Source organism: Rhodopseudomonas sp. P2A-2r (genome assembly GCF_026015985.1).
Classification (GTDB): Bacteria; Pseudomonadota; Alphaproteobacteria; order Rhizobiales; family Xanthobacteraceae; genus Tardiphaga.
This window is the reverse complement of sequence record NZ_CP110389.1, coordinates 1,689,742-1,714,361: the sequence shown is the minus strand read 5'-3', so window position 1 is coordinate 1,714,361 and position 24,620 is coordinate 1,689,742. Positions and strand designations below refer to the sequence as shown.

The window sequence follows — 24,620 nt, the reverse complement described above, 5'->3', positions numbered from 1 at the left end:
GCAGCTCCCGGGAGGCTGGAGCTCACCGCAAAAAGCTGAACGGCGACGTCGACGGTGCAGTGCGGCGCTTGCGCGGCTTGGGCTTTGGTTTGACGGGACGATCGGGCTCGGGCTCCGCTTCATCGGCCGCGGGTTCGGCCGCACTGCTCTGCTCCGCCACGGCGGGTGCCGGCGCCGCTTCAGCCTTGCCATCGCCCTTGCCATCACTTTTGTCGGCGACCTCGCGCGGCGGCGCATCGTCGGGACGTATCGCCGGCATCAGCGGCGCCACCTGCGGCAGCGGGTCCCAGACATCCCACTGGCAGATTTTGTAGTTGTTGCGGCGCTCGGCGAGATCGAGATGGATGTGGTCCTCGTGGTAGCCGTCAGAGCCCGGCCCCAGAACGGTGGAAAAGCGCGTGCACATCGACAGCAGCACCTTTTCGCGCTGCTCACGCGGGGTCGCGCGATCGGTGAGGGCGATGCTCTGGCCGTTGGCGAGTTTCAGTCCGCGCACATCGAGCGCATTGGCGCGGCCGTGCTCCGACATCTTGGCGCCGACCACGCGATTGCGACCGCGGCAATCGAAGGAATCGAAATTGTCGAGCTCGCTGAGCTTGCTGCCGAGACCGGCCGCCAGCGGCGCCATGTCCGTTCGAATCCAGTCGGCAATGGCCGCCGCCATGGTGCAGCGCATGGTGCCGCCCGGCTTCAGCGGCACGCGCGTCCTGTCGGGCAGGATCACCGCCTCGAGATGGACCATGTCCGGGCCGCCACAGGCGCCCGGCCCCTTGATGTCGGGAACGCTGGGCGCAATGGCGATACTGTCATCGAGCGCCACCCGGCAGGCCGATGGCGGCGGCGGTTCGGCCGGTCGCTTTTCGGCGACCGGCGCCGCGGCCTCGGCCGGCTTGTCGCCCTTGTCGGCCTCTGCGGGCGTCTGCAGGTCGGTCACCGGGGCCTCGGCCGGCCGCGGCTTCGGCAGCGGCACGCTGTGGCCGGTCAGGTAGGCCTGCGCCGGTGCAGCGCAGAGCAGCAACACCAGCAAGGCGGCCACGGCGTTAGGCCTTTGGTCGCATCCAGATCTCCCACAAGACCATTCCCGCAACCGGTTCCGCACGCTAAAGTTCATCCCAAGTCCTTGTCGGCTAAGAACTCCCGAGAGGAGGCCCGACAAGACAAGTCAAATCGCGGAGGAACGTTCGAATGCTCGGGTTGATGCAAGACTGGCCTATGCTGTGTCATCGGATTATCGATCATGCCGCGCTGGTCCATGGCGAACGCGAAGTCGTCACCCGGTCGGTCGAAGGCCCCATCCATCGTACTAACTACGCCCAAATTCGCGCCCGTGCCCTGAAGGTCGCCCAACGCCTCGATCGCGACGGCATCCGGATGGGCGACCGCGTCGCCACCATCGCCTGGAATACCTGGCGCCACCTGGAGACGTGGTACGGCATCATGGGTCTCGGCGCCATCTGCCACACCGTCAATCCACGCCTGTTCCCAGACCAGATCGCCTGGATCATCAACCATGCGCAGGATCGCATCGTGATGGTCGACCTCACCTTCATCCCGATCCTCGAAAAGATCGCCGACCAGCTGCCATCAGTCGAGCGCTACATCGTGCTGACCGACAAGGCGCACATGCCGCAGACCACGCTGAAGAACGCGGTCGCCTATGAGGACTGGATCGCCGAAGCCGATGGCGACTTCGCCTGGAAGATGTTCGACGAAAACACCGCCGCCGCCATGTGCTACACCTCGGGCACCACGGGCGATCCCAAGGGCGTGCTGTATTCGCACCGCTCCAACGTGCTGCACGCGCTGATGGCCAATACCGGCGATTCGCTCGGCGCCAATGCCGCCGACACCATGCTGCCGGTGGTGCCCTTGTTCCACGCGAACAGCTGGGGCATCGCATTCTCGGCGCCGTCGATGGGCACCAAGCTGGTGTTCCCCGGCGCCAAGATGGACGGCGCCTCGATCTATGAGCTGCTGGCCACCGAGAAGGTGACGCACACCGCCGGCGTGCCGACGGTGTGGCTGATGTTGCTCAACCACATGGCGGCCAACAATCTCAAGCTGCCCGACCTGCGCATGGTGGTGTGCGGCGGCTCGGCGATGCCGCGCTCGATGATCAAGGCCTTCATCGACATGGGCATCAGCGCGCGCCATGCCTGGGGCATGACCGAGATGAGCCCGATCGGCACGCTTGCGGCTCTGAAGCCGCCATTCGACAAGCTCGAGGGCGACGAGCGGCTCGACGTGCTGCAGACTCAGGGCTATCCGCCGTTCGGCGTCGAGATGAAGATCACCGACGATGCCGGTAACAAGCTGCCGTGGGACGGCAAGACCTTCGGCCGGCTCAAGGTCCGTGGCCCCTCGGTGTCCGCCGCCTACTTCCGTGTCGACACCAACATCCTCGACGAGGAAGGCTACTTCGACACCGGCGACGTCGCGACCATCGACAAGCACGGCTACATGCGCATCACCGACCGCTCCAAGGACGTGATCAAGTCCGGCGGTGAGTGGATCTCGTCGATCGACCTGGAGAACCTCGCGGTCGGCCATCCCAAGGTGGCAGAGGCCGCGGTGATCGGCGTCTATCATCCCAAATGGGACGAGCGCCCCCTGCTGATCGTGCAGCTCAAGGCCGGCGAGACCGCGACCCGCGAGGAACTACTGGCGTACATGGACGGCAAGATCGCCAAATGGTGGCTGCCCGACGACGTGGTGTTCGTGGAGGCGATCCCGCACACGGCGACGGGCAAGATCCTGAAGACCGCGCTGCGCGACCAGTTCAAAACCTACAGCCTGCCGACCGCAGCGGCGTAAGCAACTCTCCGACCGTCCTCTCCCCGCACTTCGCGGGGAGAGGACGGTCGATGAACTCAAGCCACAACCTTGCGGCCCAGAAAATCCGCGATTTTCTCGGCAATCTCGGCTGCATGGGTTTCCAGTGCGAAGTGGCCGGTATCGAGCAGGTGCACTTCGGCATCCGGAATGTCGCGGCGATACGCCTCTGCTCCGGGCGGCAGAAAGAACGGATCGTGCTTGCCCCATACCGCCAGCAGCGGCGGCTTCGCCGTAGCGAAGTATTTCTGAAACGCCGGATAGAGAGCGACATTGCTGGCATAGTCGAGGAACAGGTCGAGTTGGATCTCGTCATTGCCCGGCCGCGCCAGCAGCGCTGAATCGAGCGTATAAGATTCCGGCGCGACGAGCTTTTCGTCCGACACCCCGTGCACATATTGCCACTTGGTGGTTTCAGGGTCAGCATGGCGCGAAGCGCGGCGCGGTTGGCAGCGACAGGTTCGCGCCAGTAGGTCTGTATCGGATTCCATCCGGTGCTGAGGCCATCCTCATAAGCATTGCCGTTTTGCGAGATGATCGCGGTGACCTGCTGGGGCCGCGCCAGTGCAAGCCGATAGCCGGTCGGCGCGCCGTAGTCGAAAACATAGATCGCGTAACGCTTGAGGCCGAGCGCATCGACGAAGCCCTCCACCGTCCGGGCTAGATTGCCGAAACTGTAGGTGAAGTTCGCCGCCGCCGGGACGACCGTGAAGCCGAAACCCGGCAAGTCCGGAGCGACGACATGGAAGCGATCCGCCAGCATCGGAATGAGGTTGCGAAACATATGCGACGAGGTCGGGAACCCGTGAAGCAGCAGCAACGTCGGGTGGGCGGGGTTGCCGGCCTCGCGATAGAACATCTCGATGCCGTCAACCTGGACGTTACGCAGATGGACCATCGGAACGGCGGAAGGGGTGACGTGAACGGTCATGACATCTCTCCTGAATTTTGCCCTTCGCGGCTAGCGAGGGGCGCCGCATCGGTGAAGGCAACATAAACATCCTCGATTTCAGGATTAATGGATAAAAAATGAAAGCCACTATTGCATAATCTGATGGAATAACCCCGTGCCTGCGGCGGGCCGCCCGACCGCTCGCACGGCACACTCCACCCTTGAACTTCCGCGTCCACCGTGGTCTCAAGCGAACAGATTTGCAGCCTGGCCGCACGCGGTCGCCCGCCCCAACCGACAGAAATTCGAAACATGGCCCGCAGGTTTTCCGCGCCCTACCAGATGGAGCCGGTGTCCAGCCTGGCCGCGTGGGCGCGGCGGCTGGCGGTATTTGCGGCAGTGGCCGCGGTGGTCTCCATCGCCATCGTCCGCTTCGGGTTCCTCGAAGTGAAGCCGGCGCTGGCGACGTTCTTTGGCGCGCTGGGTTTTGCCTGCCTGTCCATCCTGGTGGCGCTGGCAGGCTTCGTGGCGATCTGGCGCAACGGCACGCGCGGCATGAGCCGGATCCTGCTGGCGCTGGCGCTCGACGTCGTCATCCTCGCCTACCCCGCTTACCTCGCTTTGCAATACCGCAAGCTACCAGCGATCCACGACATCACCACCGACCCGATCGATCCGCCGCGCTTCGAGGCGCTGGCCCGGCTGCGCACCGGCGACGGCACCAATACCGCGGTCTATGCCGGGCTGTATTCCGCCGAGTTGCAGCGCGCCGCCTGGCCGGACATCGAGCCGGTCGATCTCGATGTCCCCGTGCAGCGCGCTTATGAGGTGGCGCTTGCTGTGGTCAACAAACGCAAATGGCTGATCATCGACGAGCGCGCGCCGCAGCCGCCGCGGCGCATCGGCCGTATCGAGGCCGTGGCGCGCACCCCGATCATGGGCTTTCGCGAGGACGTCACCATTCGCGTGACCCCGGACGGCGAGGGCTCGCGGGTCGATATCCGCTCTTCGTCGCGCTATTTCGAAAGCGACCTCGGCAGCAATGCGGCGCGGGTCACAAAGCTGATCGAGGATATCAACACGGCGGCGGAAAACACACCGGCGCCGAAGAAGCCGACGGCACCGAAGGCGCCGGCGAAGGGTGTGGCGAAGAAGTAGAGCGAAGACGCCAAGCGCTCAGCTTGTCGTCACCCGCGAAAGCGGGTGACCCAGTCCACGCAGACCTTGCGGCTTCATCACAGGCGCCGGTGTTGACTGGGTCGCCCGGTCCCGGCGCGCAATTGCGCGCCAGGCCGGGCGATGACAGTTGAGAGTTTGGAGGCGTGTCGATCACGCCATCCGGTAGCTGCCACCGATCACCGGATCGCCTGATGTCACCACCACACCGCGCGCGACCAGATCTTCCAGGTGCGCCAGCACCGAATAGCCGGCAGCGCCGGTGAGGCGCGGGTCGATGCCGATATAGATCGCACGCACCAGGGTCGGGATATCGGCTTCACCCTTGGCCAGGCGATGCAGGATCGAGGCTTCGCGGGCCCTGCGATGGCGGATCAGGAAGCGGACGTACTTTCGCGCGTCGGGAATTTCCGGGCCGTGGCCGGAGAAATACAGGTCCTCCGGGCGCGCCGCCAGCTTGTCCAGCGAAGCCATGTAGTCGACCATCGACCCATCTGGCGGCGCCACGATCGACGTCGACCAGCCCATCACGTGATCGGCCACGAACAGATAACCGCGCTCGCGCCAGGCGACGGCCATGTGGTTGGCGGTGTGGCCCGGCGTCGCCACGCCTTCCAGCGCCCAGCCGTCGCCCTCGATCGTCTCGCCGTCTTCGACCAGAACGTCGGGTCGAAAATCGCGGTCGGCGCCGGATTCCGGCGAATGCATTTCGCTCTCGTAGCGCGGGCGCGAGGCGCGATGCGCGCCCTCGGCATAGACCGTGGCGCCGGTCGCTGCCTTGAGTGCTGCGGTGTTCGGCGAGTGGTCGCTGTGGGTATGGGTGACGATGATGTGGGTGACGGTCTCGCCCTTCACCGCATCGAGCAGCGCCTGAATATGGGCATCGTTGCGTGGGCCGGGATCGATGATCGCGACCTTGCCCTCGCCGATAATGTAGCTGTTGGTGCCGGTGAAGGTGAACGGCGACGGGTTGTTGCACAGGACTCGCCGCACGCCGGGGCGGACATGATCGACCACGCCCGGGGCCAGCGGATAGTCGCGGTTGAACGGGACGTCGTCGTTGTCGCTCATGGTCGGTCCTTCCGCGCCTGTGTCCGGGCTGGTCACCGGACGCCTCCGATGACTAGCAACCCTTGGCGGGAAATCAAACAGCCGCAACTCGCTGCAGCTATGCGCCGGCCACGCGATCCGGGCTGAAGATCAGCGAGCGGTGGACGCCGACGCCCGCCATCGCGCCGTCTGCCACCGCGAAAGCCACCGAACCCATCGGACGCGCCACGTCGCCGCAGGCAAAAATGCCGGGAACGGAGGTTTCCTTGAAGGCATCGGTCTGCAGGAACGGCCCCATCGGGCCGTCCTCCGTGACGCAGCCAAGCTGCGCGCCGAGCGGCGACGATGGACCCGTGCGCGTCAGCGTGAACATGCCGTCGAGCGCAATGGTGCGACCGTCCACGAGTTCGACATCGAGGGAGGCGCCGGAGAGCCGAACGATCGGCGCGCGCTCGATGGCGACGTTGCGCGCCTGCAGTTGGGCAAGCTGCCCGGCGTCCGGCGCGAAGGCGTCGTTGAGAAACAGCGTCGTCGATCCCCAGTCCGGCAGCATCAAAGCGTGATGCATCGACATCTCCGACGACGCCAGCACACCGATGCGGCCCTGATCGAGTTCATAGCCGTCGCAATACGGGCAATGGAACACGGTCTTGCCCCAGCGCTCCGCAAGGCCGGGAAGCGCCGGCAGCGTATCGGCGACGCCCACGGCGAGGATGACGCGCCGACCGTAATAGCGTGCACCGGTCGCGGTGCCGATCGAGAAGCTACCGGTCGCGCCCTCGCCGGAGGTCGCCTTCGTATCCGCCCATTCCACAGTCGGATAGGCCAATAGTTGCGCGCGGGCATCGGCGGCAATGTCGCCGGGGGCCGGCCGTCGTGGCCGAGAAACCCATGGGCATGGGCGGCGAAGCGGTTCCGGCGCTGGCCGGAATCCATCACCAGCACGCGGCGGCGGGCGCGCGCCAACTGCAGCGCCGCGGACAGGCCGGCATAACTGCCGCCGACGACAATGGCGTCAAAGGTCATTTCTTCTTCTCCTGCATCTTGTTGCGATGGCCGACCGCGCGTGCGTGAAAATCCGCCGCGAGCTGCGCCAGCGTGACGTCACCGAGCCGGCCGATCAGGACGGCCTCTGCATCGGCAAAGGCCGAGGTGAGCGCGCGGTTGACCGCCTGCTCGACGAGACAGGACGGGCTTTCGAGATGAATGCCCATGGCCATCAGGCCGGGCTTGCCCAGCGCGTCATAGATGTCCTTCAGCGTCACCGCCGAAAGATCGCGCGCGATCTGCCAGCCGCCGCCATGGCCCTTTTCGGAGCGCACCAGGCCAGCCTTGCGCAGTCCGGCCATGGTGCGACGGACCACCACGGCATTGGTGGCCATGCACATCGCCAGCTCGGCCGAGGTCATCGGCCGGTTTTGCTCGGCCATGTGCAGCAACGCGTGCAACGTGGCAGACAGGCGGTTGTCTCGTCTCATGTAACTTATGATGATACATGAAAGAGCGACCGTCAAGCCGCATGGCTTTTTAAGCCCTCAAAACAAAATGCCCGGCACGAGGCCGGGCATTTCGAAATACGGATGGCGGGAGCGGCTAGCCGAACGCCTGGATACCGGTGATGGCGCGGCCGAGGATCAGCGCGTGGACGTCATGCGTGCCCTCGTAGGTGTTCACGGTCTCGAGGTTCTGGGCGTGGCGCATCACGTGGTATTCGATCTGGATGCCGTTGCCGCCGTGCATGTCGCGGGCCATGCGGGCGATGTCCAGCGACTTGCCGCAATTGTTGCGCTTCACCAGCGAGATCATGTCCGGGTGGAAATTGCCTTCATCCATCAGACGGCCGACGCGGAGCGAGCCCTGCAGGCCGAGCGAGATTTCGGTCAGCATGTCGGCAAGCTTCTTCTGCACCAGCTGGGTGGCGGCGAGCGGACGGTTGAACTGCTTGCGGTCCAGCGTGTATTGGCGGGCGCGCGCCATGCAGTCCTCGGCGGCGCCGAGCACGCCCCAGGAGATGCCGTAGCGCGCGCGGTTGAGACAGCCGAACGGGCCCTTCAGGCCGGACACGTTAGGCAGCATCGCGCTCTCGGGCACCACCACGCCGTCCATCACGATCTCGCCGGTGATCGAGGCGCGCAAGGAGAGCTTGCCGCCGATCTTCGGTGCCGACAGGCCCTTCATGCCCTTCTCGAGAATGAAGCCACGGATCTGGTTGTTGTGCTCGGCGGACTTCGCCCACACCACGAACACGTCGGCGATCGGCGCGTTGGAGATCCACATCTTGGAACCGGTGATGCGGTAGCCGTCGGCGCACTTCTCGGCCCGGGTCTTCATGCCGCCGGGATCGGAACCGGCATCGGGCTCGGTGAGGCCGAAGCAGCCGACCCACTCGCCGGAGGCGAGCTTCGGCAGATACTTCTTGCGCTGGGCGTCGTCGCCATAGGCGTAGATCGGATACATCACCAGCGAGGACTGCACCGAGTTCATCGAGCGATAGCCGGAATCGACGCGCTCGATCTCGCGCGCCACCAGGCCGTAGGCGACATAGCTGGCATTGGCGCAGCCATATTCTTCCGGCAGCGTGATGCCGATCAGGCCGAGCTCGCCCATCTCGTTGAAGATCTCGCGGTCGGTATGTTCGTTGAGATAGGCATCGGTGACGCGCGGCAGCAGCTTGTCCTGAGCGTAGGCGCGGGCGGTGTCGCGGATCATGCGCTCGTCTTCGGTGAGCTGGTCGTCGAGCAGGAACGCGTCGTCCCACTGAAAATTCGTCGGGGCCGGCTTGTCCTTCGACTGGGGGCGCACGCTCATCGAAATATCCTTTTTCACATCAGGCCGCTGGCGGTCTCACGCCGGCGCGCACATTAAGTCCTTGGCTTATCACCATCAAGCTGTTCATTGCAGACGATCTCGATACCGAAGCCCGAGAGGCCTTTGTAGTCATGCGCCGAAGAGGTCAGGTGCCGGATCGAGGTGACGCCAAGATCGCGCAGGATCTGCGCGCCAACGCCGATCTCGCGCCACTGCCTGTTGCGGTCGGCTTCCGCCGATTTCGGCGCATCCAGCGGCTCTACGGGAACTCCGGCGGCGCCGTCGCGCAGGTATACCAGCACGCCGCTGCCAGCCTGCTTGAAACGTTCCAGCACGGCCTGCATGCGCGCCGGGCCGGCGAAGATATCCTTGACGATGTTGGGCTTGTGAAACCGCGTCAGCACATTCCTGCCATCGCCGATGCCGTTGTAGACAAAGGCCGCGTGGGCGATGGAGTCGAACGGCGACCGGTAGGCATAGCCCTGCAGCTGGCCGATCGGGCTTTCGGTGGTGAAAGTCGAGACGCGCTCGATCAGTTTCTCGCGTGCCTGCCGGTACGAGATCATGTCGGCGATGGTGACGTGCTTGAGGTTGTGCTTCGCCGCGAAGGCCGCGACCTGCTCGCCCTTCATCACTGTGCCGTCGTCGTTCATCAACTCACTGATGACGCCGACCGGCGGCAGATTCGCCAGCTTGCACAGATCCACCGCGGCCTCGGTATGGCCGGAGCGCATCAACACGCCGCCTTCGCGGGCGATCAGCGGAAACACGTGGCCCGGCCGGGCAAAATCGTTGGCGCCGGCATTGGGATTGGCCAGCGCACGGCAGCAGGAAGCGCGTTCGTCTGCCGAGATGCCGGTGCCGTTGTCGGGCTTGTAGTCGACCGACACGGTGAAGGCCGTTGTGTGGTTGGAATCGTTATTGGCCACCATCGGATCGAGCCGCAGCCGGCGCGCATCGTCGATGGTAATCGGGGCGCAGACGATGCCGGAGGTATGGCGGATGATGAAGGCCATCTTCTCGGCGGTGCATAGCGTCGCCGCGACGATCAGGTCGCCCTCGCCCTCGCGGTCGTCGTCGTCGGTGACCACGACGATCTCGCCATGGGCAAAAGCCTGCAGAACTTCCGGAATCGAATGGGCCATGGCGTGCACTCAGATGACGTGTGGGAACCATATGGCGCAGAGCGGGTGGGGACGCAACCCGCGGCCGCGCGTAGGGCCATGCGGGTTCGCTATGCGGAATGGAGGGAGATTTCGTCCTGTTTTCGGCAGACGCCGGTCTCTTTCTTCCCCTCTCCACCGGCGAAGCGAAGCTTCGCTGGGCGGAGAGGAAGAAGGCTACGCTAACACTTCCCTGCGTTCCGCCAGTTGGGCGTCCATTTCGGCGCGCTTGTCCTTCAGCAGGCCCTGGTCGGCGGCATTGATCGCTTCGTAGAGCTCGTGGGCGTCGCTCAGCCGGGTGACCGTGACGTAATCGGCGCCGGCGGCGTAAATGTCCGGCACGTCGGCCAGCAGGTCGGCGGTGGAGATGATCTTCGCGGTCGGGTTGATCGACCGGACGTGGCGCACCAGCTTCTCATTATTGGCACCCTTCAGCAGCGAATCCGGGACGCTGAGAATGATGATCTCGGCATGGCCGACGCCGGCATGGACCAGCGTGTCGACATTGCTGATGTCGCCATAGATCACGTGCTGGCCGCGCTCGGCCAGGACCTTGAACACGTTGGGATTGAAATCGACCACGCTGATCTGCTCGAGCAGCGAAGCATTCTGGCGCTCGATCTCGCTGAGCAGCGCGGAGGCTGCGCGAAAGAAGCCGAGGATGACGATGCGGCGGGCATCGCCATGGCCGACCGCGGCGTCCGCGTCCTGCGCCTGGCCGTGATCGAGGTCGCGAATGCCGATCCGCTTCAGCGGCCCGATCAGAAGCCGGGTGATCCGGTCGCTACGCACCATCGCGAAGGTAGATAGCACCGCGAGGAGAACGAAGGCGAAGGATACCGCGCTCGATGTCTGGGTCCTGATATGACCGGCAGCGATGCCGGTCTGGATCACCACCAGCGAGAACTCGCTGATCTGCGCCAGGTTAAGCGCCGGCAGCAGGCTCGCGCGCAGTCCCTGCTTCATCAGGTACAGCGGCGTGAAGGTGGTGATGACGCGGCTGACCACGGTGAAGGCGGCGATGATCAGTGCCAGGCCGATCACCGACAGGTTAGGGATCGGGATGGTCATGCCCAACGCGACGAAGAACAAAGTGATGAAGAAGTCGCGCAGCGTCGTTACCTTGGCGGTGACGTCCAGCGCATAGGGGAAAGTCGACAGCGACACGCCGGCGACCAGCGAGCCCATTTCGCGCGACAGGTGCAGCCGTTCGGCGATCTCGCCGATCAGAAAGCACCAGGCCAGTGCGCCGAGCAAAACCAGTTCCGGTCGTCGGGCGATCTGATGGAACAGGTGGGGCAGAACGTAGCGGCTCAGCACCAGCGCGGTGGCGACGAGCACGCCGACCCTGCCGATAGACAGAAGGATAACGCCGACCTGCAGGTCGGCGAGGCTGGGTTGCACCGCCAGAAACAGGATGGCGAAGATGTCCTGCAGGACCAGGATGCCGAGCGTAATACGACCCGGCAGGGTATCGAGCTCGCGCTTCTCGTACAGCACCTTGACGATGACCACCGTCGACGACAGTGCGCAGGCGACGCAGAGATACAGCGCGTCGAAATGACCGCCGCCAAGCGGCAGGCCGATCGCCATGAAGAACAGCGCGCCGAGCAGGCAGCCCCGATCAGCTGGCCGCCGGCGGCAAGCAGGATGACGCGACCGGCGCGCACGATCTTCTTGAGATCGATTTCCAGCCCGATCATGAACAGCATGAAGATCAGGCCGAGTTCCGAGATGGTGCTGATCGATTCCTCGGACTTGACCCAGCCGATGCCGAAGGGCCCGATGACGAAGCCGGCAATCAGGTAGGCCAGGATCAGCGGCTGCTTGAAGAAATGCGCGGCCAGCCCGACGCCCCACGCAAACAGGATACACAAGGTGATGTCGCGGATAAGATCGTGCATGCCCGGCCAGTCAGGGGTTCGTCGCGGCGCACTGTAACGGCGCTGCCGACACGGGCAAGGGGCGAAATCCGCAGGAAATGTCGCAGGGCGCAGCGGCTGATCAGAACGCGCCAGCCACAGTGATACGCAACGCCAGCGGCTCGACCGGATGCAGGACGCGGTCCATGATACCGGTCTGGCACACGGCGCGGGGCGCCGTCGGCGCGCCCGCGGACGGGAAACACATCGCAAACAGCAGATCGGTCTTCAGCAGCGAGCCATAGGCGTAGGTGATCTGGTCAGTCTTGTTGTCGAGCAGGTTGAAGCCGTCGAGCTGGATGCGCCAGCCATTGGCAAAGCGGTAGCCCAGCTGGCCGTTCAACAGGCCGGCGGCGGGCGAAACAAAGGCGCCGTCCTCGGTGAGCGGACGCGGACCGAAGTAACGGTAGCGCAGCGCGCCGAACCAGCCGGTGTTATGGCCGAGCCGGATGCCGGTGGTGGCAATCATCTCCGGCGCGCCGGGAATGTGATTGCCGGGTGCATTGCCGAGCTGCGATGCCGGGTAGCCGGCGAGGTCCTGATAGGCCGCGGCCTGATCGGCGTTGTCGCCGCGGAAGCGCGCGCGGGTGACGGCGATGTCACCCTCCAGTGTCAGCCAGGGCAGCGGGCGATAGTCGTTGGTCCACTCGACGCCGACCCGGCGGCTGGGACAGCTGGCTTCGGTATCGCCGGCATCCCCGAGAACAGGATTTCGGAGGCGGAGTCCAGCATGAACAGGGCGACCGAGCTGGTAAGGCCGGGAATGAGCACGCTGCGTAATCCGACTTCGGCGCCCTTGGTCTTGACCAGGAAGGGCGAACGCGAGACCGCCGCGCCATCGCTCGGCGATTCCGTGATGGTGACGCCGCGGGCGTCGTTGCTGTGGAAACCTTCGCCGGCATTGAGGAACAGTTCGGTCTTGGCAAACGGGCCGAGCACGAGGCCGACTTTCGGGCTGCCGATGAATGCGTTGGCCGTGCCGGAATTGGCCGGCGCGAAAGCCGAAACGACAGAGGTGTCGTAATAATCGCCGCGCCAGCCGGCCGTGGTGCGCAGCCAGTCGGTCCAGAACACCGTATTCTGCGCGAACACGCCGACACTGCCCTCCTTCACCGCATCCGAGCGGATCGCGGAGGCGAACTGGCGCCGCACGCTATTATTCAGATCGACCTGGACGTTGTCATAGCGACTCTGCACGCCGACTTCGGTCTCCATCCGCAGGCCGGCGAACTGGTGATTGAACGTATGCGACGCACTGAAGCCGCCGAGCACGCGATCGTCATGCTGGTGGAATTGATCGCCATCGACGGGATTCGACAGGTAATAAGTGAAGTCATTCCAGAGATTCAGCGAACTCCTGATGACGTAGAAATTCGCCTTCGAGGAACCGGCGTCATCGCTGCGCGCCCAGTTGCCGGACAGCGAAAAGCGGCTGGCATTGCCGCCATCGGTCGGATCGAGCGCGCCAAAGCGGCCGATCTCACCCGAGGCGATGGCGCGCAACGGCACCTGGTCGGTGGAATTCCATTTGTTGGCATAGGCCATCGCGGTGAGCGTGAAGCCGTCAGTCGCGGTGCCCTGGCTGTAGCGCATCACGCCGTTGAGTTTCCGCAACTCGTCGGGATTTTCCCACGGGCCATTATAGGTCTGCGCTTCGCCGGCCACCAGCAGCGTGCCCTCGCCGAGCTTCATCGAGGTGACGCCGAAGCCGCGGCGATAGCCGAAACTGCCCGCCGAGATCGAGGCCATGGTCCGGACCACGCTGTCGAGCAGGCCGACATGCACCGAGCCGACCGAGGAGAAGTCGCCCTCGTCCGCGAAATACGGCCCCTTGCGGATGTTGACGGTGCTGATCAGTTCGGGGATCAGGAAATTGAGATCGGCATAGCCCTGGCCGTGGCCGTGAGTGCGCATGTTGACCGGCATGCCGTCGATCGTAACAGCCAGATCGGTGCCATGGTCGAGATTCACACCGCGCAGAAAGTACTGGTTCGCCTTGCCGTCGCCGGAGTGCTGGGTGACGATCAGGCCGGGAACCACTTCCAGCGCCTCCGCCGGTCGTGAAAACGGCCGCGCATTGACGTCAGCGCCACTGACGGTCTTTTCGCTGGCGGCCACCGGGTCTGCGCCGCCGCGGCTGTGCTGGTGCCGGGTTTACTGCCGTTACCCGCCATGGCAGGCGTCGGCGCCCCCGGCGCGCGGCCCGGTGATCGCCTCGCGCTCCCGCCCGCGCCCGACTAGGCTGCGCCGCGCGGCGTTGCGGGCCTCGATCTCCACGGGCGGAAGCGCGGTAGACGGCACCGTCTGGGCCGCCACCTCCGACGCCACAGCTAAAGCGGCGATCAAGAACAGTCCGGCGAACGCGGCTGCAAAACGCTGATGCATCGCGCCCCCAGCGGTTACGCGCGTGATGAAGATGTCCCCTGTGGCACCGGGCAGGCTATGCTGGACCGCAGAACACAATCAAAACTGCCATGACAAGTATGACAATGTCAACAAATCATCATACTTCTGAAAACGACGGGAGACTCTATGCAGCGCATCACGATCACACTCGACGACGAGCTGATGGACGAGCTCGACGCCATGATCGCCGAGCACGGCTACCAGAACCGCTCCGAGGCGATCCGCGATTTCGCCCGCGCCGGCATGCAGCAGGCGACGCAAGACAAGGGCAAGGCCGGAGAATGTGTCGCCGCGCTGGTCTATGTCTACGACCATGCCGCGCGCGACCTGTCGCGGCGGCTGGTAGACAATTATCATCACCACCACGAGCTCGCGCTGGCGACGCTGCACGTGCATCTCGACAACGATCACTGCATGGAGGTCACGGCGCTGCGCGGCTCGGTCCAGAGGTGCAGCACTTTGCCGACCACGTCATCGCCGAGCGCGGCGTCAAATATGGCCGGGTGGTGATGATGCCGACCGCTACGCGGAAGGACGACGTGAAGAAGGAGCCGCATTCGCACAAGTGAGTGGCGGGTCTTTCTTCCCCTCTCCCACCAACGCCGCTGCGCGCGCCGGGGAAGGGGAAAAGATCAATCCCATTCCGGCGCAAAGCCGGGGTTCACCAGCCGCTGATTCTTTGGCAATGCCGCGATCGCCTTGCGATCATCCTCGTCGAGGAGAGCTTCAACGCATCGAGATTGGCCTGCTGACTCTCGGCGCGCGATGCCTTGGGGATCGCAGCGACGCCATCCTGGTCGAGCAGCCATTTCAGCGCCACCTGCGCGGCGCTGGCATGGTTCTTCGCCGCGATCTTTTGCAGCACAACATCGTCGGCGACCTTCCCCTGCGCCAGGGGGCAATAGGCCACCAGCGGAATCGATTTGCTGCGGAGATAGCCGAGCACCTTGGTCTGATCGAGAAAGACATGGTACTCAACCTGGTTGCAGGCGATCGGCGCGCCAATGTCCTCGACCACCCGCTTCAGCAGCGGCAGCGTGAAATTCGCGACGCCGATGGCGCGGGTGCGGCCCTCGTCCTTCAGCTTCATCAAGGTCTCGAACATCGCCGGCAGATCCATGCCCTTCGATGGCCAGTGGACCAGATAGAGATCGACGTAGTCGAGCCCGAGCTTCGCCAGGCTGGCGTCGAACGCCCGGCGGATCGCGTCGGGCGCCAGGTTTTCGTGCCAGACCTTGGTGGTGACGTGGAGGTTGTTGCGGGCGATGCCGGCAGCCTTGATGCCGACCCCGATGGCCGCCTCGTTGCCGTACATCTCGGCGGTATCGATGTGGCGATAGCCCAGCCCGAGCGCGCCTTCCACGGCGGCGGTGCAGGCATCGTCCTTGAGGCGGAAGGTGCCGAGGCCGAGTCGCGGCAGGCTGATGCCCTGAGTCTGCAAATTGTCCATAATGATCTCCGATTGATGCCAAACGCGGGCAGACGGCGTCCTGCCGGTTTGATACGCTGCGCCGCAAGTGAATTCAAATCAGCCGGAGGCTAACGTCGTCATGGAGAAAGCGTTGCGTGCATGGCTGGATTCGCATGGACTGCTGGCGATCAGCGCAGCCGTTCTCGGCGTCATTACGCTGTTGGCCGTGCTGCTGGTCGGCGGCCTGATGCTGTCGGCCTCCTAGGCGCAGCGTCGCTCAATAGCCCCGCGCGCGGTCCACTGCGTCCTTCGGCCTGACGCCGGCCTGCAAGGCTTCGGCAGTGGCGAGGATGGTCTGGCCTACCGCGGGCAGCGTCACGTCGCAGGCGTCATGGGGTGTCAGCACGATGCCGGGATGACTCCAGAAGGCGTGGTCAGCCGGTAATGGCTCAGCGAGAAACACATCAAGCGAGGCACCGGACAGTTGGCCGCTGTCGAGCGCGGCGAATAGATCGGCTTCCACCAGATGCTCGCCGCGGCCGACCTGGATCAGGTAGCCGCCGCGCGGCATTCGGCCGAAGGTCGCGGCGTTGAGAATGCCGCGCGTCTCCGATGTCAGGGGCAGCAGGTTGACCAGAATTTCGCTGCCGGCGAGCAACGCCGCCAGACCGTCGGGACCGTGAAAACCGGCGATGCCCGGCAGCGTCGCCCTGGCGCTACGGCTCCAGACGTTGACCGGAAAACCGAGCGCAGCCAGATCGCGCGCGACGCGCGCGCCGATCGCGCCGTAGCCGAGAATGCCGACCGGCACCTGCCGCGCGGTGCGTGCGCCGAGGCGTTTCCAGGTCCGGTCGCGCTGCTGCGCCAGATAGGTGGCGAAACGCCGCTGATGCCAGATGACATGCCAGATCACGAAGCCGGACATCATCTCGGCCTGCGCCGGCTCTACAACCCGAACCACCTCGATGCCGTCGCGCAGACTCGGATTCATCACAATGCTGTCGGCGCCGGCGGCGATCGAACACACCGCCTTGAGGTTCGGATAATGGTCGAACGCGTCGTCGGGCGGATTCCAGGCCACGGCCAGCGTGACTTCCTCGGCGTTGCCGTCGAGGTGATCGATGAAGCTGATACGGCCGTCGAGACGAGCAATCTCCGAGGCGAGGTGTTTGCGCAGGTTCAGGGTCCTGCTCAGCAATACGCAATGCATGAGATCAGGCAGCCTGCGGTGGCGCGCTCTGGCCGGGAACGGCGGCCAGCAATTCGCGCGTATAGGGATGTTCGGGCGCGGCAAACAATTGCGCCGTCGGCTTCAATTCGACGATGACGCCACGCTGCATCACCGCGATGCGATCGCAAATCTGCGCGGCCACGCGCAAATCGTGGGTGATGAATAGCATCGACAGGCCCAGTCGCGCCTTGAGATCTTCCAGCAGCGCCAGCACTTGCGCCTGAACCGAGACGTCGAGCGCGGACACCGCTTCATCGGCGACGATGATTTCCGGATCGAGCGCCAGCGCGCGGGCAATGCCGATGCGCTGGCGCTGCCCGCCCGAGAATTCATGCGGATAGCGCTCCATGGCGCCGGCATCGAGGCCGACCATGCCGAGCAGGTCGCGGGCGCGCTGCATCGCCGCCTTCGGCTCGGTGCCATGGGCGATCGGTCCGTCGCTGATGATGTTGCCGACTTTTCGCCGCGGATTGAGCGAGGCAAACGGGTCCTGAAAAATCATCTGGATGCGGTGGCGCTGCTCGCGCAGCGCCTTGCCCTCGAGTTTCGTCAGATCGACATCGCCGATCCGCACGGTCCCCCGGTCGGCTTCGATCAGCCGCATCACCAGCCGCGCCACCGATGACTTGCCGGAGCCGGACTCGCCGACCAGGCCGAGAGTCTCGCCCTTGAGGATCGCGAAACTGACTTCATTGGCGGCCTGCACCTTGCGGTCGGGCCTGAACCAGCCGCCGGAGGTGACATAGGTCTTGTCGAGGCCGATCACCTCCACCGCCTTGTCGCGACCATCGAGCGGCGCGCGCACCGGCGGATGCATCGACGGCACCGCGGCGAGCAGCGCCTTGGTGTAGGCGTGCTGCGGCCGGGTCAGCACCTCCGCGGCGCTGCCCTCCTCCACGACCTGGCCATGCCGCAGCACGACGACTCGGTCGGCGATATCGGCGACCACACCGAAATCGTGGGTGATGAACATCACCGCCATGTTGCGACGACGCTGCAGGTCGCGGATCAGCTTCAAAATCTGCGCCTGCGTTGTGACGTCGAGCGCGGTGGTCGGCTCGTCGGCCACCAGCACCGCGGCTCCAGCGCCAGCGCCATGGCGATCATGGCGCTGGCGCTGGCCGCCGGACAATTGATGCGGATAGGCGCGAACGATGCGTTCGGGATCGGGCAGACCCACTTCGCGCGCAAGACCCAACGCCTTGGCGCGACGCGCCTTCGGCGTCAGCAGGCCATGGGCCTCGAACATTTCCATCATCTGTTCGCCGATGCGCATCAACGGATTGAGGGCGGTCATCGGCTCCTGAAACACCATGGCGATGCGGCGACCGCGCACGTCGCGCCAGCCGTCCTCGTCGAGCTTCAGCAAGTCTTTGCCCTCGAGCAGGATCGCACCGGTCTCGGTTCTGACGCTGTCGGGCAACAGGCCCATCAGCGCATGGGCGCACATGGACTTGCCGGAGCCGGACTCGCCGACCACGCAGACGATTTCGCCGGGGATCAGGTCGATCGAGATGCCGTTGACGGCATAGGGACGCTCGGCGCCTTCCGGCAACGCGATCTTCAGGTCCTTGATGGAAACGGCGGGGGTCGCGGTCATATCAGCGGCCGTCCTTGGCGAGGCGCGGATTGAGCGCGTCGTTGAGGCCCTCGCCCACCAGGTTCATGGCGAGCACCGAAAGCAGGATGGCGATGCCGGGAAACACCGTGATCCACCACGCCTGGCGGATCACGGTACGGCCGGCGCCAACCATGTAGCCCCACGAGATCAGGTTGGGATCGCCGAGGCCGAGGAACGACAGCGAGGATTCCAGCAGGATCGCGGTGGCGACCATCAGCGACGCCAGCACGATCACCGGCGACAGCGCGTTGGGCAGGATCTCGCGCCAGATGATCCAGGAATGACTCTGCCCGGTGACGACGGCCGCCTGAACATATTCACGCGTCCGCAACGACAGCACCTCGGCGCGCACCAGCCGCGCCACCGGCGGCCAGCTGACGATGCCGATCGCCGCCACGATGGAATAGATCGAGGGCTGCAGGATCGCCACCAGCACGATCGCCAGCGCGAAGCTCGGAATGGTCTGGAAGAATTCAGTGAAGCGCATCAGGGCGTCGTCGATCCTGCCACCGAAATAGCCGGCGAGGGCGCCGAGCGGCACGCCGACGATCAACGCGACAAGGGTGGAGACGAGGCCGACCAGTAGCGAGACCCGCGCGCCGTAGATCACGCCGGCGAACACGTCGCGGCCGAGCGCATCGGTGCCGAGCGGCACGGTGGACAGCGTGAACGGCGGCAGGAACGGCCGCTGCACCATGCGCCAGGGCGAGTTGGGAAAGATCGACGGGCCGATCAGCGCGATCAGGATCGCGATGGACAGAATGACCAGCCCGATCATGCCGCCGGGATTGCGCAGCATCTGCTTCCAGAATTGCTTCATGATGCGAACTCGATGCGCGGATCGACCAGCCGGTAGACGAGGTCGGTGACCAGGTTGAAGATCAGCACCATCGCCGAACACACCACGAACACGCCGAGCAGCAGGTTGTAGTCGCGCTGCAGCAGCGCCTCATACATCAGCCGGCCGATACCCGGCCAGGCGAACACCGTCTCGGTGATCACAGCGCCGCCGATCAGCGTGCCGGAATGCACCCCGGCCAGCGTCACCACCGGCAGCAACGCGTTGCGCAGCACGTGGCGGCGCTGGATCACGTTGTCACGCAGCCCCTTGGAGCGCGCGGTCTTGACGAAATCGAGCCGCTTCACTTCGAGCATCGAGGCGCGGGTCATGCGGGTATAGGTCGCCATGAAGAACAGGCCGATGGTCATTGCCGGCATTACCAGATGGGCGGCGACATCGGCGACATAAGCGAGACCCTTGTAGTTGCCGCCGACCGTGTCGTAGCCGAAACTCGGCAACCAGCCGAGCGTGACCGAGAACAGCAGGATCGCCATCAGTGCGATCCAGAAAATCGGTGTGGCGTAGAACAGCAGCGCAGCGACGGTGATGGCGCTGTCGGCCCAGGTGCCGGCAAAGCGCGCCGCCAGCGTACCGAACAGGATGCCCAGCGCCAGCGAGATGGCGAAGGCCGTGAGTGTCAGCAGCAGCGTCGCCGGCAGCCGCTCGGCGATCAGCTTGGCCACCGGCTCCTGCTGGCGAAACGAGAAGCCGAGATCGAGGGAGGCGACGCCCTTGACGTATTTGAACAGCTGCTCCGGCAGCGGCCGGTCGAGCGCGAATTTTTCGCGCAGCTGCGCCACGAACAACGGATCGCTGGCGCCGGCCTCGCCCGCCATCACCACGGCGGGATCGCCGGGCGCAAGCCGGATCAGGAAGAAGTTCAGCACGATGATCGCGAACAGGACGATGACGCCTTTCACAATCCTCTGGGCAACGAATGACAGCATCAGAGGTCCATGACAGTCGGATCAGGAGAGAAGTATCGCGTCGATGCCCGGCCTGTCGCGGGGCATCGACCTAGTCGGTGAAGTGCCGCCGATGGACTTACTTGTCAATCCAGGCGTCGCGGAAGCCATCGTTGACGCCGATGCCGGTGGTGATCAGGTTCTTCACCTTGCAGTTGGTGATGGTCGGAAACTGCAGTTCGAGCATCCACGCCACCGGAACGTCCTCGACCAGGATCTTCTGCGCCTTTTCGTAGATCTCCTTGCGCTTGGAATCCGGGGTCGCGACCGCGCCTTCGTCGAACAATTTGTCGATCTCGGGATTGGAATAGCCCTCGACGTTGTTGAACTGCTGACCCTTGGCAATCGCGCTGGAGACGTAGTTGCGGCCGACGCCGAGCGCAGGATCGCCGTACTGGTAGAGGTAAGTGAAGGCGATGTCGTAGTCCCAGTCGCCAATCTTCTGGTTGGAGCCGGGCACGTCGGTAGCGATGGTCTCGATATTGAAGCCGACATCCATCAGGTTCTGCTTCACAGCTTCGCCCCAGCGCTGCCAGGTTTCGCCGTAGGGCAACGGCATCAGGCGGATCTTCTCGCCCTTGTAGCCGGCTTCCTTGAGCAGCGCCTTGGCCTTGGCTGGATCGTACGGATATTTCTTCACGTCGTCGGTGTAGAACTTGATCGAGGATGCCGACGGACCGGTGGCGACCTTGCCGAGCCCGTTCCAGATCACATCCTTGGCGAAGTTGCGGTCGACCGCATACATGATCGCCTGGCGGACCAACTTGTTGGCGGTCGGGCCGGAGCGGTTGTTGAGCCACAGCCACGCCAACGGACTGAAGAATTCCCAGCCTTCGCCGGTGACGCAGGTATTCTTCAGCTTGCTGATGCGCGGGACGTCGAAGTTCTCCACCGAGCCGCCGGGCAGCACATCGACCTTGCCGGTCTCATAGGCCACCGAACGCGCCGCAGCGTCGGGGATGATCTGCCAGTAGATCTCGTCGAGATAGGGCTTGCCCTTGATGTGATAGTTCGGGTTCTTCACCAGCTTGATGAACGAGCCCTTCTGCCATTCCTTGAACATGAACGGGCCGGTGCCGATCGGCGCGTTGTTGTTGGGATTGGTCTTGTAGTCGGTGCCTTCATAGAGATGCTTCGGCATCATCGGCAGCGAGCCGACCTCGAAGATCCCCAGGAACGGACCGAACGGCTGCTTCAGCGTGAACACGACGGTCAGCGGATCCGGCGCCTCGACCTTGTCGAGCTGCACCAGGTTGTTGCGGGCGCGCGCATGAGTCTGCTTCAGCATGTCGATGGAGAACAGCACGTCGGCCGAGGTGAACGGCTTGCCGTCATGCCAGGTCACGCCAGGATGAAGCTTGAACGTGTAGGTCTTGGCGTCCTCGCTGACGCTCCAGCTATCGGCAAGGCCGGGCTGCGGCACCAGCTTCTTGTCGTAGCGCAGCAAGCCCTCGAAGATGTTGCCCGACACCATCTGGGTCGGGCCGTTCTGGATCAGCGCGGTGGTCAGTCCGGGCGGCTCCGGCTGGATCACTGCGTTGATGGTGCCGCCCATTTTGGGTTCCTGCGCAAGCGCCAAGGCGCTGACGCTGCAAGTCAAGGCAAGGCCCAACATCAATTGCTTCAGCATGTAATCCCCCACAGGCGCCCAACGGCGCGTTAATTCGCCGCGTCAAAATGGCCTAGTTGATATAGTCGGCGTCGGTCCGCTCCAGCATGCGCTTGAATGCCGCCCACTCGCCGTCCTTCTGACCTTCGACCTCGATCTTGGCGTAACCGCGGTCATACTGGCCGGCGGTGTGCTGCGCGATGGCCAGCGACGGCCTGATGATTTCGACGCCAGACGACTGCAACGCCAGCTGGGCGCGGCATGAGCGCTCCATGTTGTGCATCAGCTTGAAGGCCTCGCCGACCGAACGGCCGCAGGTCAGGAGGCCATGGTTGCGCAGGATCAGCACCATCTTCGCGCCGAGGTCGCGAACCAGCCGTTCGCGCTCGGAAAGGTCGAGCGCGATGCCCTCGAAGTCATGATAGGCGATCCGGTCGGTGAACTGCATCGACCATTGATTGAGCGGCTGCAAGCCGTCTTTCTGGCACGACACCGCGACACCGGCGACGGTGTGGGTGTGCAGCACGCACAGCACATCATGGCGCGCCGCATGGATCGCGCTGTGGATGGTGAAGCCTGCGGGATTGATGCCGAGGCCCAGGGGATCGTCGACCACCTTGCCGTCGACATCGACGGTGACCAGGTTCGATGCCGTCACTTCCTCGAACCGCATGCCGTAGGGATTGATCAGGAAGCGATCATGGCTGCCGGGCAAGCGCACCGAGATGTGGGTGTAGATGCTGTCGTCGAGGCCGAGCCGGTGAATCAGGCGATAGGCCGCGGCCAGATCGACGCGAACCTGCTGCGTGGCTTCGTCCGTCGGCGTGATGCTTGCATGGATGTTCACGTGCGTGTTCCCTTTGCGATCACGTCCAGCAAACACAAAGGCTCGACATGTTTCAAGATTAAACTGTCGACAGTCGGCGCTTAAATCTTGTACACGAGGATCGAACGGGTTCTCGCATGCGCCTTCTCACCCCTCCTGTCGGGCTCACTGCCCTCGCCGATACTGACCTCGTCGGGCAGCTCGCGCGAATTTTGACGCAGGCCATCATCTCCGGTCAATTGCGGCCCGGCGCCAAGGTGGTGGAGGCCGGCATTGCCCGCGAACTCGGTATCAGCCGCGCACCGGTGCGCGAGGCCGCGCGACTGCTGGAGCGACAGGGGCTGCTGGTGGCGCATCCGCGCCGCGGCTTCTTCGTCCGCAAGCTGGAGCCCACCGATATCGACGAGATCTACGACCTGCGGATCTGCGTGGAGTCGCACGCCGCGGTGCTCGCCGCCAGGAACCTGACCCCGGACTCGCGCGACGCCTTGCGCCGCCAGATCGACGTCCTCAACGAGACGGCCGATCTCGACGACCCCGCGCGCCAGGTCGAGGAGGACTACAAATTCCATCGCCTGATCTGCGAGATCGCCGGCAGCAAGCGTCTGCTGAGGCTGTTCGACGATCTCGCCTCAGAGCTGCGCATGGTGATCGGCCTGATCGGCCGGCTCTACGACGATCCGCGCCGCATCGCCGAGACCCATCAGGTGCTGCTCGACGTCATCGAACAGGGCCATCCAGACATCATCGTCGCCCGCATCGACTATCACATCGGCGCCGCCTGGCGCGAAGTCGCAAAAATGGTCCGCGAAATTCCAACCCCAACCAATGGAGCCTCCACGTGAAGGCCGTCTATACCGACAAGCATCGCAGCCACGATCCGCAATTCTTCCTGGTGCGCGGCCAGGTCCGGCGCACCACCGAACAGCCCGAGCGTGCCGATCGCCTGCTGAAAGGCCTGAAGGACGGCAACCACACGCTGGTCACGCCTACCGAATTCGGCCAGGGCCCGCGGGCGCGGGTGCACAGTCCGGAATATCTGCGCTTTCTCGAAGGCGCCTGGGACGAGTGGACGCAACTGCCGGATTACGGCCCGGAAATGATCGCCAACTTCCATCCGAACCGCGTGCCCGGCAACTACCCGACCCACATCATCGGCAAACTCGGCTGGCATACGGCGGACACCGCCTGCCCGATCGGCGTCGGCACCTGGGCCGGCGCCTGCGCCTCCACCGACGTCGCCGTGACCGCGGCGCAGATGGTGCTGGATGGCGAAGACGCCGTCTATGCGCTGTGCCGTCCGCCCGGCCATCACGCCTATCGCGACATGGCCGGCGGCTTTTGCTTCATGAACAATTCGGCCATCGCCGCCGAGCATCTGCGGCTCAAGCACGAGCGCGTGGTCATCCTTGATGTCGACGTGCACCACGGCAACGGCACCCAGGGCATTTTCTACGAACGGCCCGACGTGCTGACAGTATCGATCCACGCCGACCCCGTCGGTTACTATCCGTTCGTGTGGGGCTACGCCCATGAGCGCGGCGAAGGCAACGGCCTTGGCGCCAATCTCAACATTCCCCTGCCGATGGGGACCGGCGACGATGGTTACATCGAAGCGATGGCCATCGCCGAGAAGACCATCGCATCGTTCGCCCCCACCGCGCTGGTGGTGGCGCTGGGCCTCGACGCGTCCGAGCACGATCCGCTCGCCGCGCTGAAGGTCACCACCGCCGGCTTCGGCCGCATCGGCGCTGCCATTGCCCGACTCGGCCTGCCCACCGTGCTGGTCCAGGAAGGCGGCTATCTGTCCGACATTCTCGGTGCCAATCTCACCGCCACCCTCGGCGGTTTCGAAGCCGCGCGATGA

16 protein-coding genes and 6 pseudogenes are annotated in these 24,620 nt (G+C 64.5%); 5 read left to right on the top strand and 17 right to left on the bottom strand.

Annotation, left to right across the window (positions count from 1 at the left end; all coding sequences use genetic code 11):
* Positions 1–22: 22 nt before the first annotated feature.
* Positions 23–1,111, bottom strand: a complete 1,089-nt coding sequence (locus ONR75_RS08090; RefSeq protein ID WP_265082136.1) for an extensin family protein — start codon at positions 1,109–1,111, stop codon at positions 23–25.
* A 74-nt stretch (positions 1,112–1,185) separates the two neighbouring features.
* On the opposite strand from ONR75_RS08090, the gene ONR75_RS08085 reads away from it, so the two are divergent.
* Entirely contained in the window at positions 1,186–2,814 is a 1,629-nt protein-coding gene (locus tag ONR75_RS08085; protein ID WP_265082135.1) for a fatty-acid--CoA ligase, read from the top strand.
* A 56-nt stretch (positions 2,815–2,870) separates the two neighbouring features.
* Here the strand turns inward: ONR75_RS08085 and ONR75_RS08080 are convergent.
* A pseudogene (locus ONR75_RS08080) lies at positions 2,871–3,730 on the bottom strand (alpha/beta fold hydrolase).
* Positions 3,731–4,036: 306 nt separating this feature from the next.
* Here ONR75_RS08080 and ONR75_RS08075 point away from each other — a divergent pair.
* On the top strand, positions 4,037–4,882 hold the full coding sequence (locus ONR75_RS08075; RefSeq protein ID WP_265082134.1) for a DUF1499 domain-containing protein: 846 nt from the start codon (positions 4,037–4,039) through the stop codon (positions 4,880–4,882).
* 171 nt (positions 4,883–5,053) lie between these two features.
* Here the strand turns inward: ONR75_RS08075 and ONR75_RS08070 are convergent, their stop codons facing one another.
* The 8 genes and pseudogenes from ONR75_RS08070 to ONR75_RS08035 form a co-directional block, all read right to left on the bottom strand.
* The gene (locus ONR75_RS08070; protein ID WP_265082133.1) at positions 5,054–5,971 is read right to left on the bottom strand and encodes an MBL fold metallo-hydrolase; all 918 of its coding nucleotides are present in this window, start codon (positions 5,969–5,971) and stop codon (positions 5,054–5,056) included.
* Positions 5,972–6,068: 97 nt separating this feature from the next.
* Positions 6,069–6,976, bottom strand: a pseudogene (locus ONR75_RS08065) (NAD(P)/FAD-dependent oxidoreductase).
* On the bottom strand, positions 6,973–7,428 hold the full coding sequence (locus tag ONR75_RS08060; protein ID WP_265082132.1) for an Rrf2 family transcriptional regulator: 456 nt from the start codon (positions 7,426–7,428) through the stop codon (positions 6,973–6,975). Before ONR75_RS08060 ends, ONR75_RS08065 begins: the two are co-directional and overlap by 4 nt.
* A 115-nt stretch (positions 7,429–7,543) precedes the next feature.
* On the bottom strand, positions 7,544–8,758 hold the full coding sequence (locus ONR75_RS08055) for an acyl-CoA dehydrogenase (RefSeq protein WP_265082131.1): 1,215 nt from the start codon (positions 8,756–8,758) through the stop codon (positions 7,544–7,546).
* Positions 8,759–8,811: 53 nt separating this feature from the next.
* Positions 8,812–9,903 carry a 3,4-dihydroxy-2-butanone-4-phosphate synthase gene (gene ribB, locus ONR75_RS08050; protein WP_265082130.1) on the bottom strand — a complete coding sequence of 364 codons (1,092 nt, stop codon included), beginning with the start codon at positions 9,901–9,903 and terminating at the stop codon, positions 8,812–8,814.
* A gap of 195 nt (positions 9,904–10,098) precedes the next feature.
* Positions 10,099–11,825, bottom strand: a pseudogene (locus ONR75_RS08045) (cation:proton antiporter).
* Between the two features lie 100 nt (positions 11,826–11,925).
* Positions 11,926–13,961: pseudogene (locus ONR75_RS08040) on the bottom strand (TonB-dependent receptor).
* Positions 13,962–14,006: 45 nt separating this feature from the next.
* Positions 14,007–14,228: a hypothetical protein gene (locus ONR75_RS08035; protein ID WP_265082129.1), complete on the bottom strand. Its 222-nt coding sequence runs from the start codon at positions 14,226–14,228 to the stop codon at positions 14,007–14,009.
* Between the two features lie 147 nt (positions 14,229–14,375).
* On the opposite strand from ONR75_RS08035, the pseudogene nikR reads away from it, so the two are divergent.
* A pseudogene (gene nikR / locus ONR75_RS08030) lies at positions 14,376–14,818 on the top strand (nickel-responsive transcriptional regulator NikR).
* Positions 14,819–14,881: 63 nt separating this feature from the next.
* On the opposite strand, the pseudogene ONR75_RS08025 reads toward nikR, so the two are convergent.
* The 7 genes and pseudogenes from ONR75_RS08025 to ONR75_RS07995 all read right to left on the bottom strand — a co-directional run bounded on the left by ONR75_RS08025 (position 14,882) and on the right by ONR75_RS07995 (position 22,774).
* Positions 14,882–15,699: pseudogene (locus ONR75_RS08025) on the bottom strand (aldo/keto reductase).
* A gap of 238 nt (positions 15,700–15,937) precedes the next feature.
* Entirely contained in the window at positions 15,938–16,858 is a 921-nt protein-coding gene (locus ONR75_RS08020) for a 2-hydroxyacid dehydrogenase (RefSeq protein WP_265082128.1), read from the bottom strand.
* 16 nt (positions 16,859–16,874) lie between these two features.
* The gene (locus tag ONR75_RS08015; RefSeq protein ID WP_265082127.1) at positions 16,875–18,491 is read right to left on the bottom strand and encodes an ABC transporter ATP-binding protein; all 1,617 of its coding nucleotides are present in this window, start codon (positions 18,489–18,491) and stop codon (positions 16,875–16,877) included.
* Between the two features lies 1 nt (position 18,492).
* Positions 18,493–19,332 (bottom strand): ABC transporter permease, encoded by an 840-nt coding sequence (locus ONR75_RS08010; RefSeq protein ID WP_265082126.1) that lies wholly within the window; start codon positions 19,330–19,332, stop codon positions 18,493–18,495.
* A complete protein-coding gene (locus tag ONR75_RS08005; RefSeq protein ID WP_265082125.1) occupies positions 19,329–20,300 on the bottom strand; it encodes an ABC transporter permease in 972 nt (323 codons plus the stop codon). Before ONR75_RS08005 ends, ONR75_RS08010 begins: the two co-directional genes overlap by 4 nt.
* Positions 20,301–20,397: 97 nt before the next feature.
* Positions 20,398–21,948 (bottom strand): ABC transporter substrate-binding protein, encoded by a 1,551-nt coding sequence (locus ONR75_RS08000; RefSeq protein WP_265082124.1) that lies wholly within the window; start codon positions 21,946–21,948, stop codon positions 20,398–20,400.
* Positions 21,949–22,000: 52 nt separating this feature from the next.
* The gene (locus ONR75_RS07995; RefSeq protein WP_265082123.1) at positions 22,001–22,774 is read right to left on the bottom strand and encodes a class II aldolase/adducin family protein; all 774 of its coding nucleotides are present in this window, start codon (positions 22,772–22,774) and stop codon (positions 22,001–22,003) included.
* A 116-nt stretch (positions 22,775–22,890) separates the two neighbouring features.
* On the opposite strand from ONR75_RS07995, the gene ONR75_RS07990 reads away from it, so the two are divergent.
* Both ONR75_RS07990 and ONR75_RS07985 read left to right on the top strand, forming a co-directional pair.
* Positions 22,891–23,598, top strand: a complete 708-nt coding sequence (locus ONR75_RS07990; protein WP_265082122.1) for a GntR family transcriptional regulator — start codon at positions 22,891–22,893, stop codon at positions 23,596–23,598.
* On the top strand, positions 23,595–24,620 hold the full coding sequence (locus ONR75_RS07985; RefSeq protein WP_265082121.1) for a histone deacetylase family protein: 1,026 nt from the start codon (positions 23,595–23,597) through the stop codon (positions 24,618–24,620). The genes ONR75_RS07990 and ONR75_RS07985 overlap by 4 nt, the downstream gene beginning before the upstream one ends.

Bases quoted from the DNA above. Each gene is read 5' to 3' on its own strand.
- ONR75_RS08075 (WP_265082134.1), top strand. From the start codon at position 4,037: ATGGCCCGCAGGTTTTCCGCGCCCTACCAGATGGAGCCGGTGTCCAGC.
- ONR75_RS08005 (WP_265082125.1), bottom strand. From the start codon at position 20,300: ATGCTGTCATTCGTTGCCCAGAGGATTGTGAAAGGCGTCATCGTCCTG.
- ONR75_RS08010 (WP_265082126.1), bottom strand. From the start codon at position 19,332: ATGAAGCAATTCTGGAAGCAGATGCTGCGCAATCCCGGCGGCATGATC.
- ONR75_RS08000 (WP_265082124.1), bottom strand. From the start codon at position 21,948: ATGCTGAAGCAATTGATGTTGGGCCTTGCCTTGACTTGCAGCGTCAGC.
- ONR75_RS08055 (WP_265082131.1), bottom strand. From the start codon at position 8,758: ATGAGCGTGCGCCCCCAGTCGAAGGACAAGCCGGCCCCGACGAATTTT.
- ribB (WP_265082130.1), bottom strand. From the start codon at position 9,903: ATGGCCCATTCGATTCCGGAAGTTCTGCAGGCTTTTGCCCATGGCGAG.
- ONR75_RS08090 (WP_265082136.1), bottom strand. From the start codon at position 1,111: ATGAACTTTAGCGTGCGGAACCGGTTGCGGGAATGGTCTTGTGGGAGA.
- ONR75_RS08070 (WP_265082133.1), bottom strand. From the start codon at position 5,971: ATGAGCGACAACGACGACGTCCCGTTCAACCGCGACTATCCGCTGGCC.
- ONR75_RS07990 (WP_265082122.1), top strand. From the start codon at position 22,891: ATGCGCCTTCTCACCCCTCCTGTCGGGCTCACTGCCCTCGCCGATACT.
- ONR75_RS08085 (WP_265082135.1), top strand. From the start codon at position 1,186: ATGCTCGGGTTGATGCAAGACTGGCCTATGCTGTGTCATCGGATTATC.
- ONR75_RS08060 (WP_265082132.1), bottom strand. From the start codon at position 7,428: ATGAGACGAGACAACCGCCTGTCTGCCACGTTGCACGCGTTGCTGCAC.
- ONR75_RS08015 (WP_265082127.1), bottom strand. From the start codon at position 18,491: ATGACCGCGACCCCCGCCGTTTCCATCAAGGACCTGAAGATCGCGTTG.
- ONR75_RS08035 (WP_265082129.1), bottom strand. From the start codon at position 14,228: ATGCATCAGCGTTTTGCAGCCGCGTTCGCCGGACTGTTCTTGATCGCC.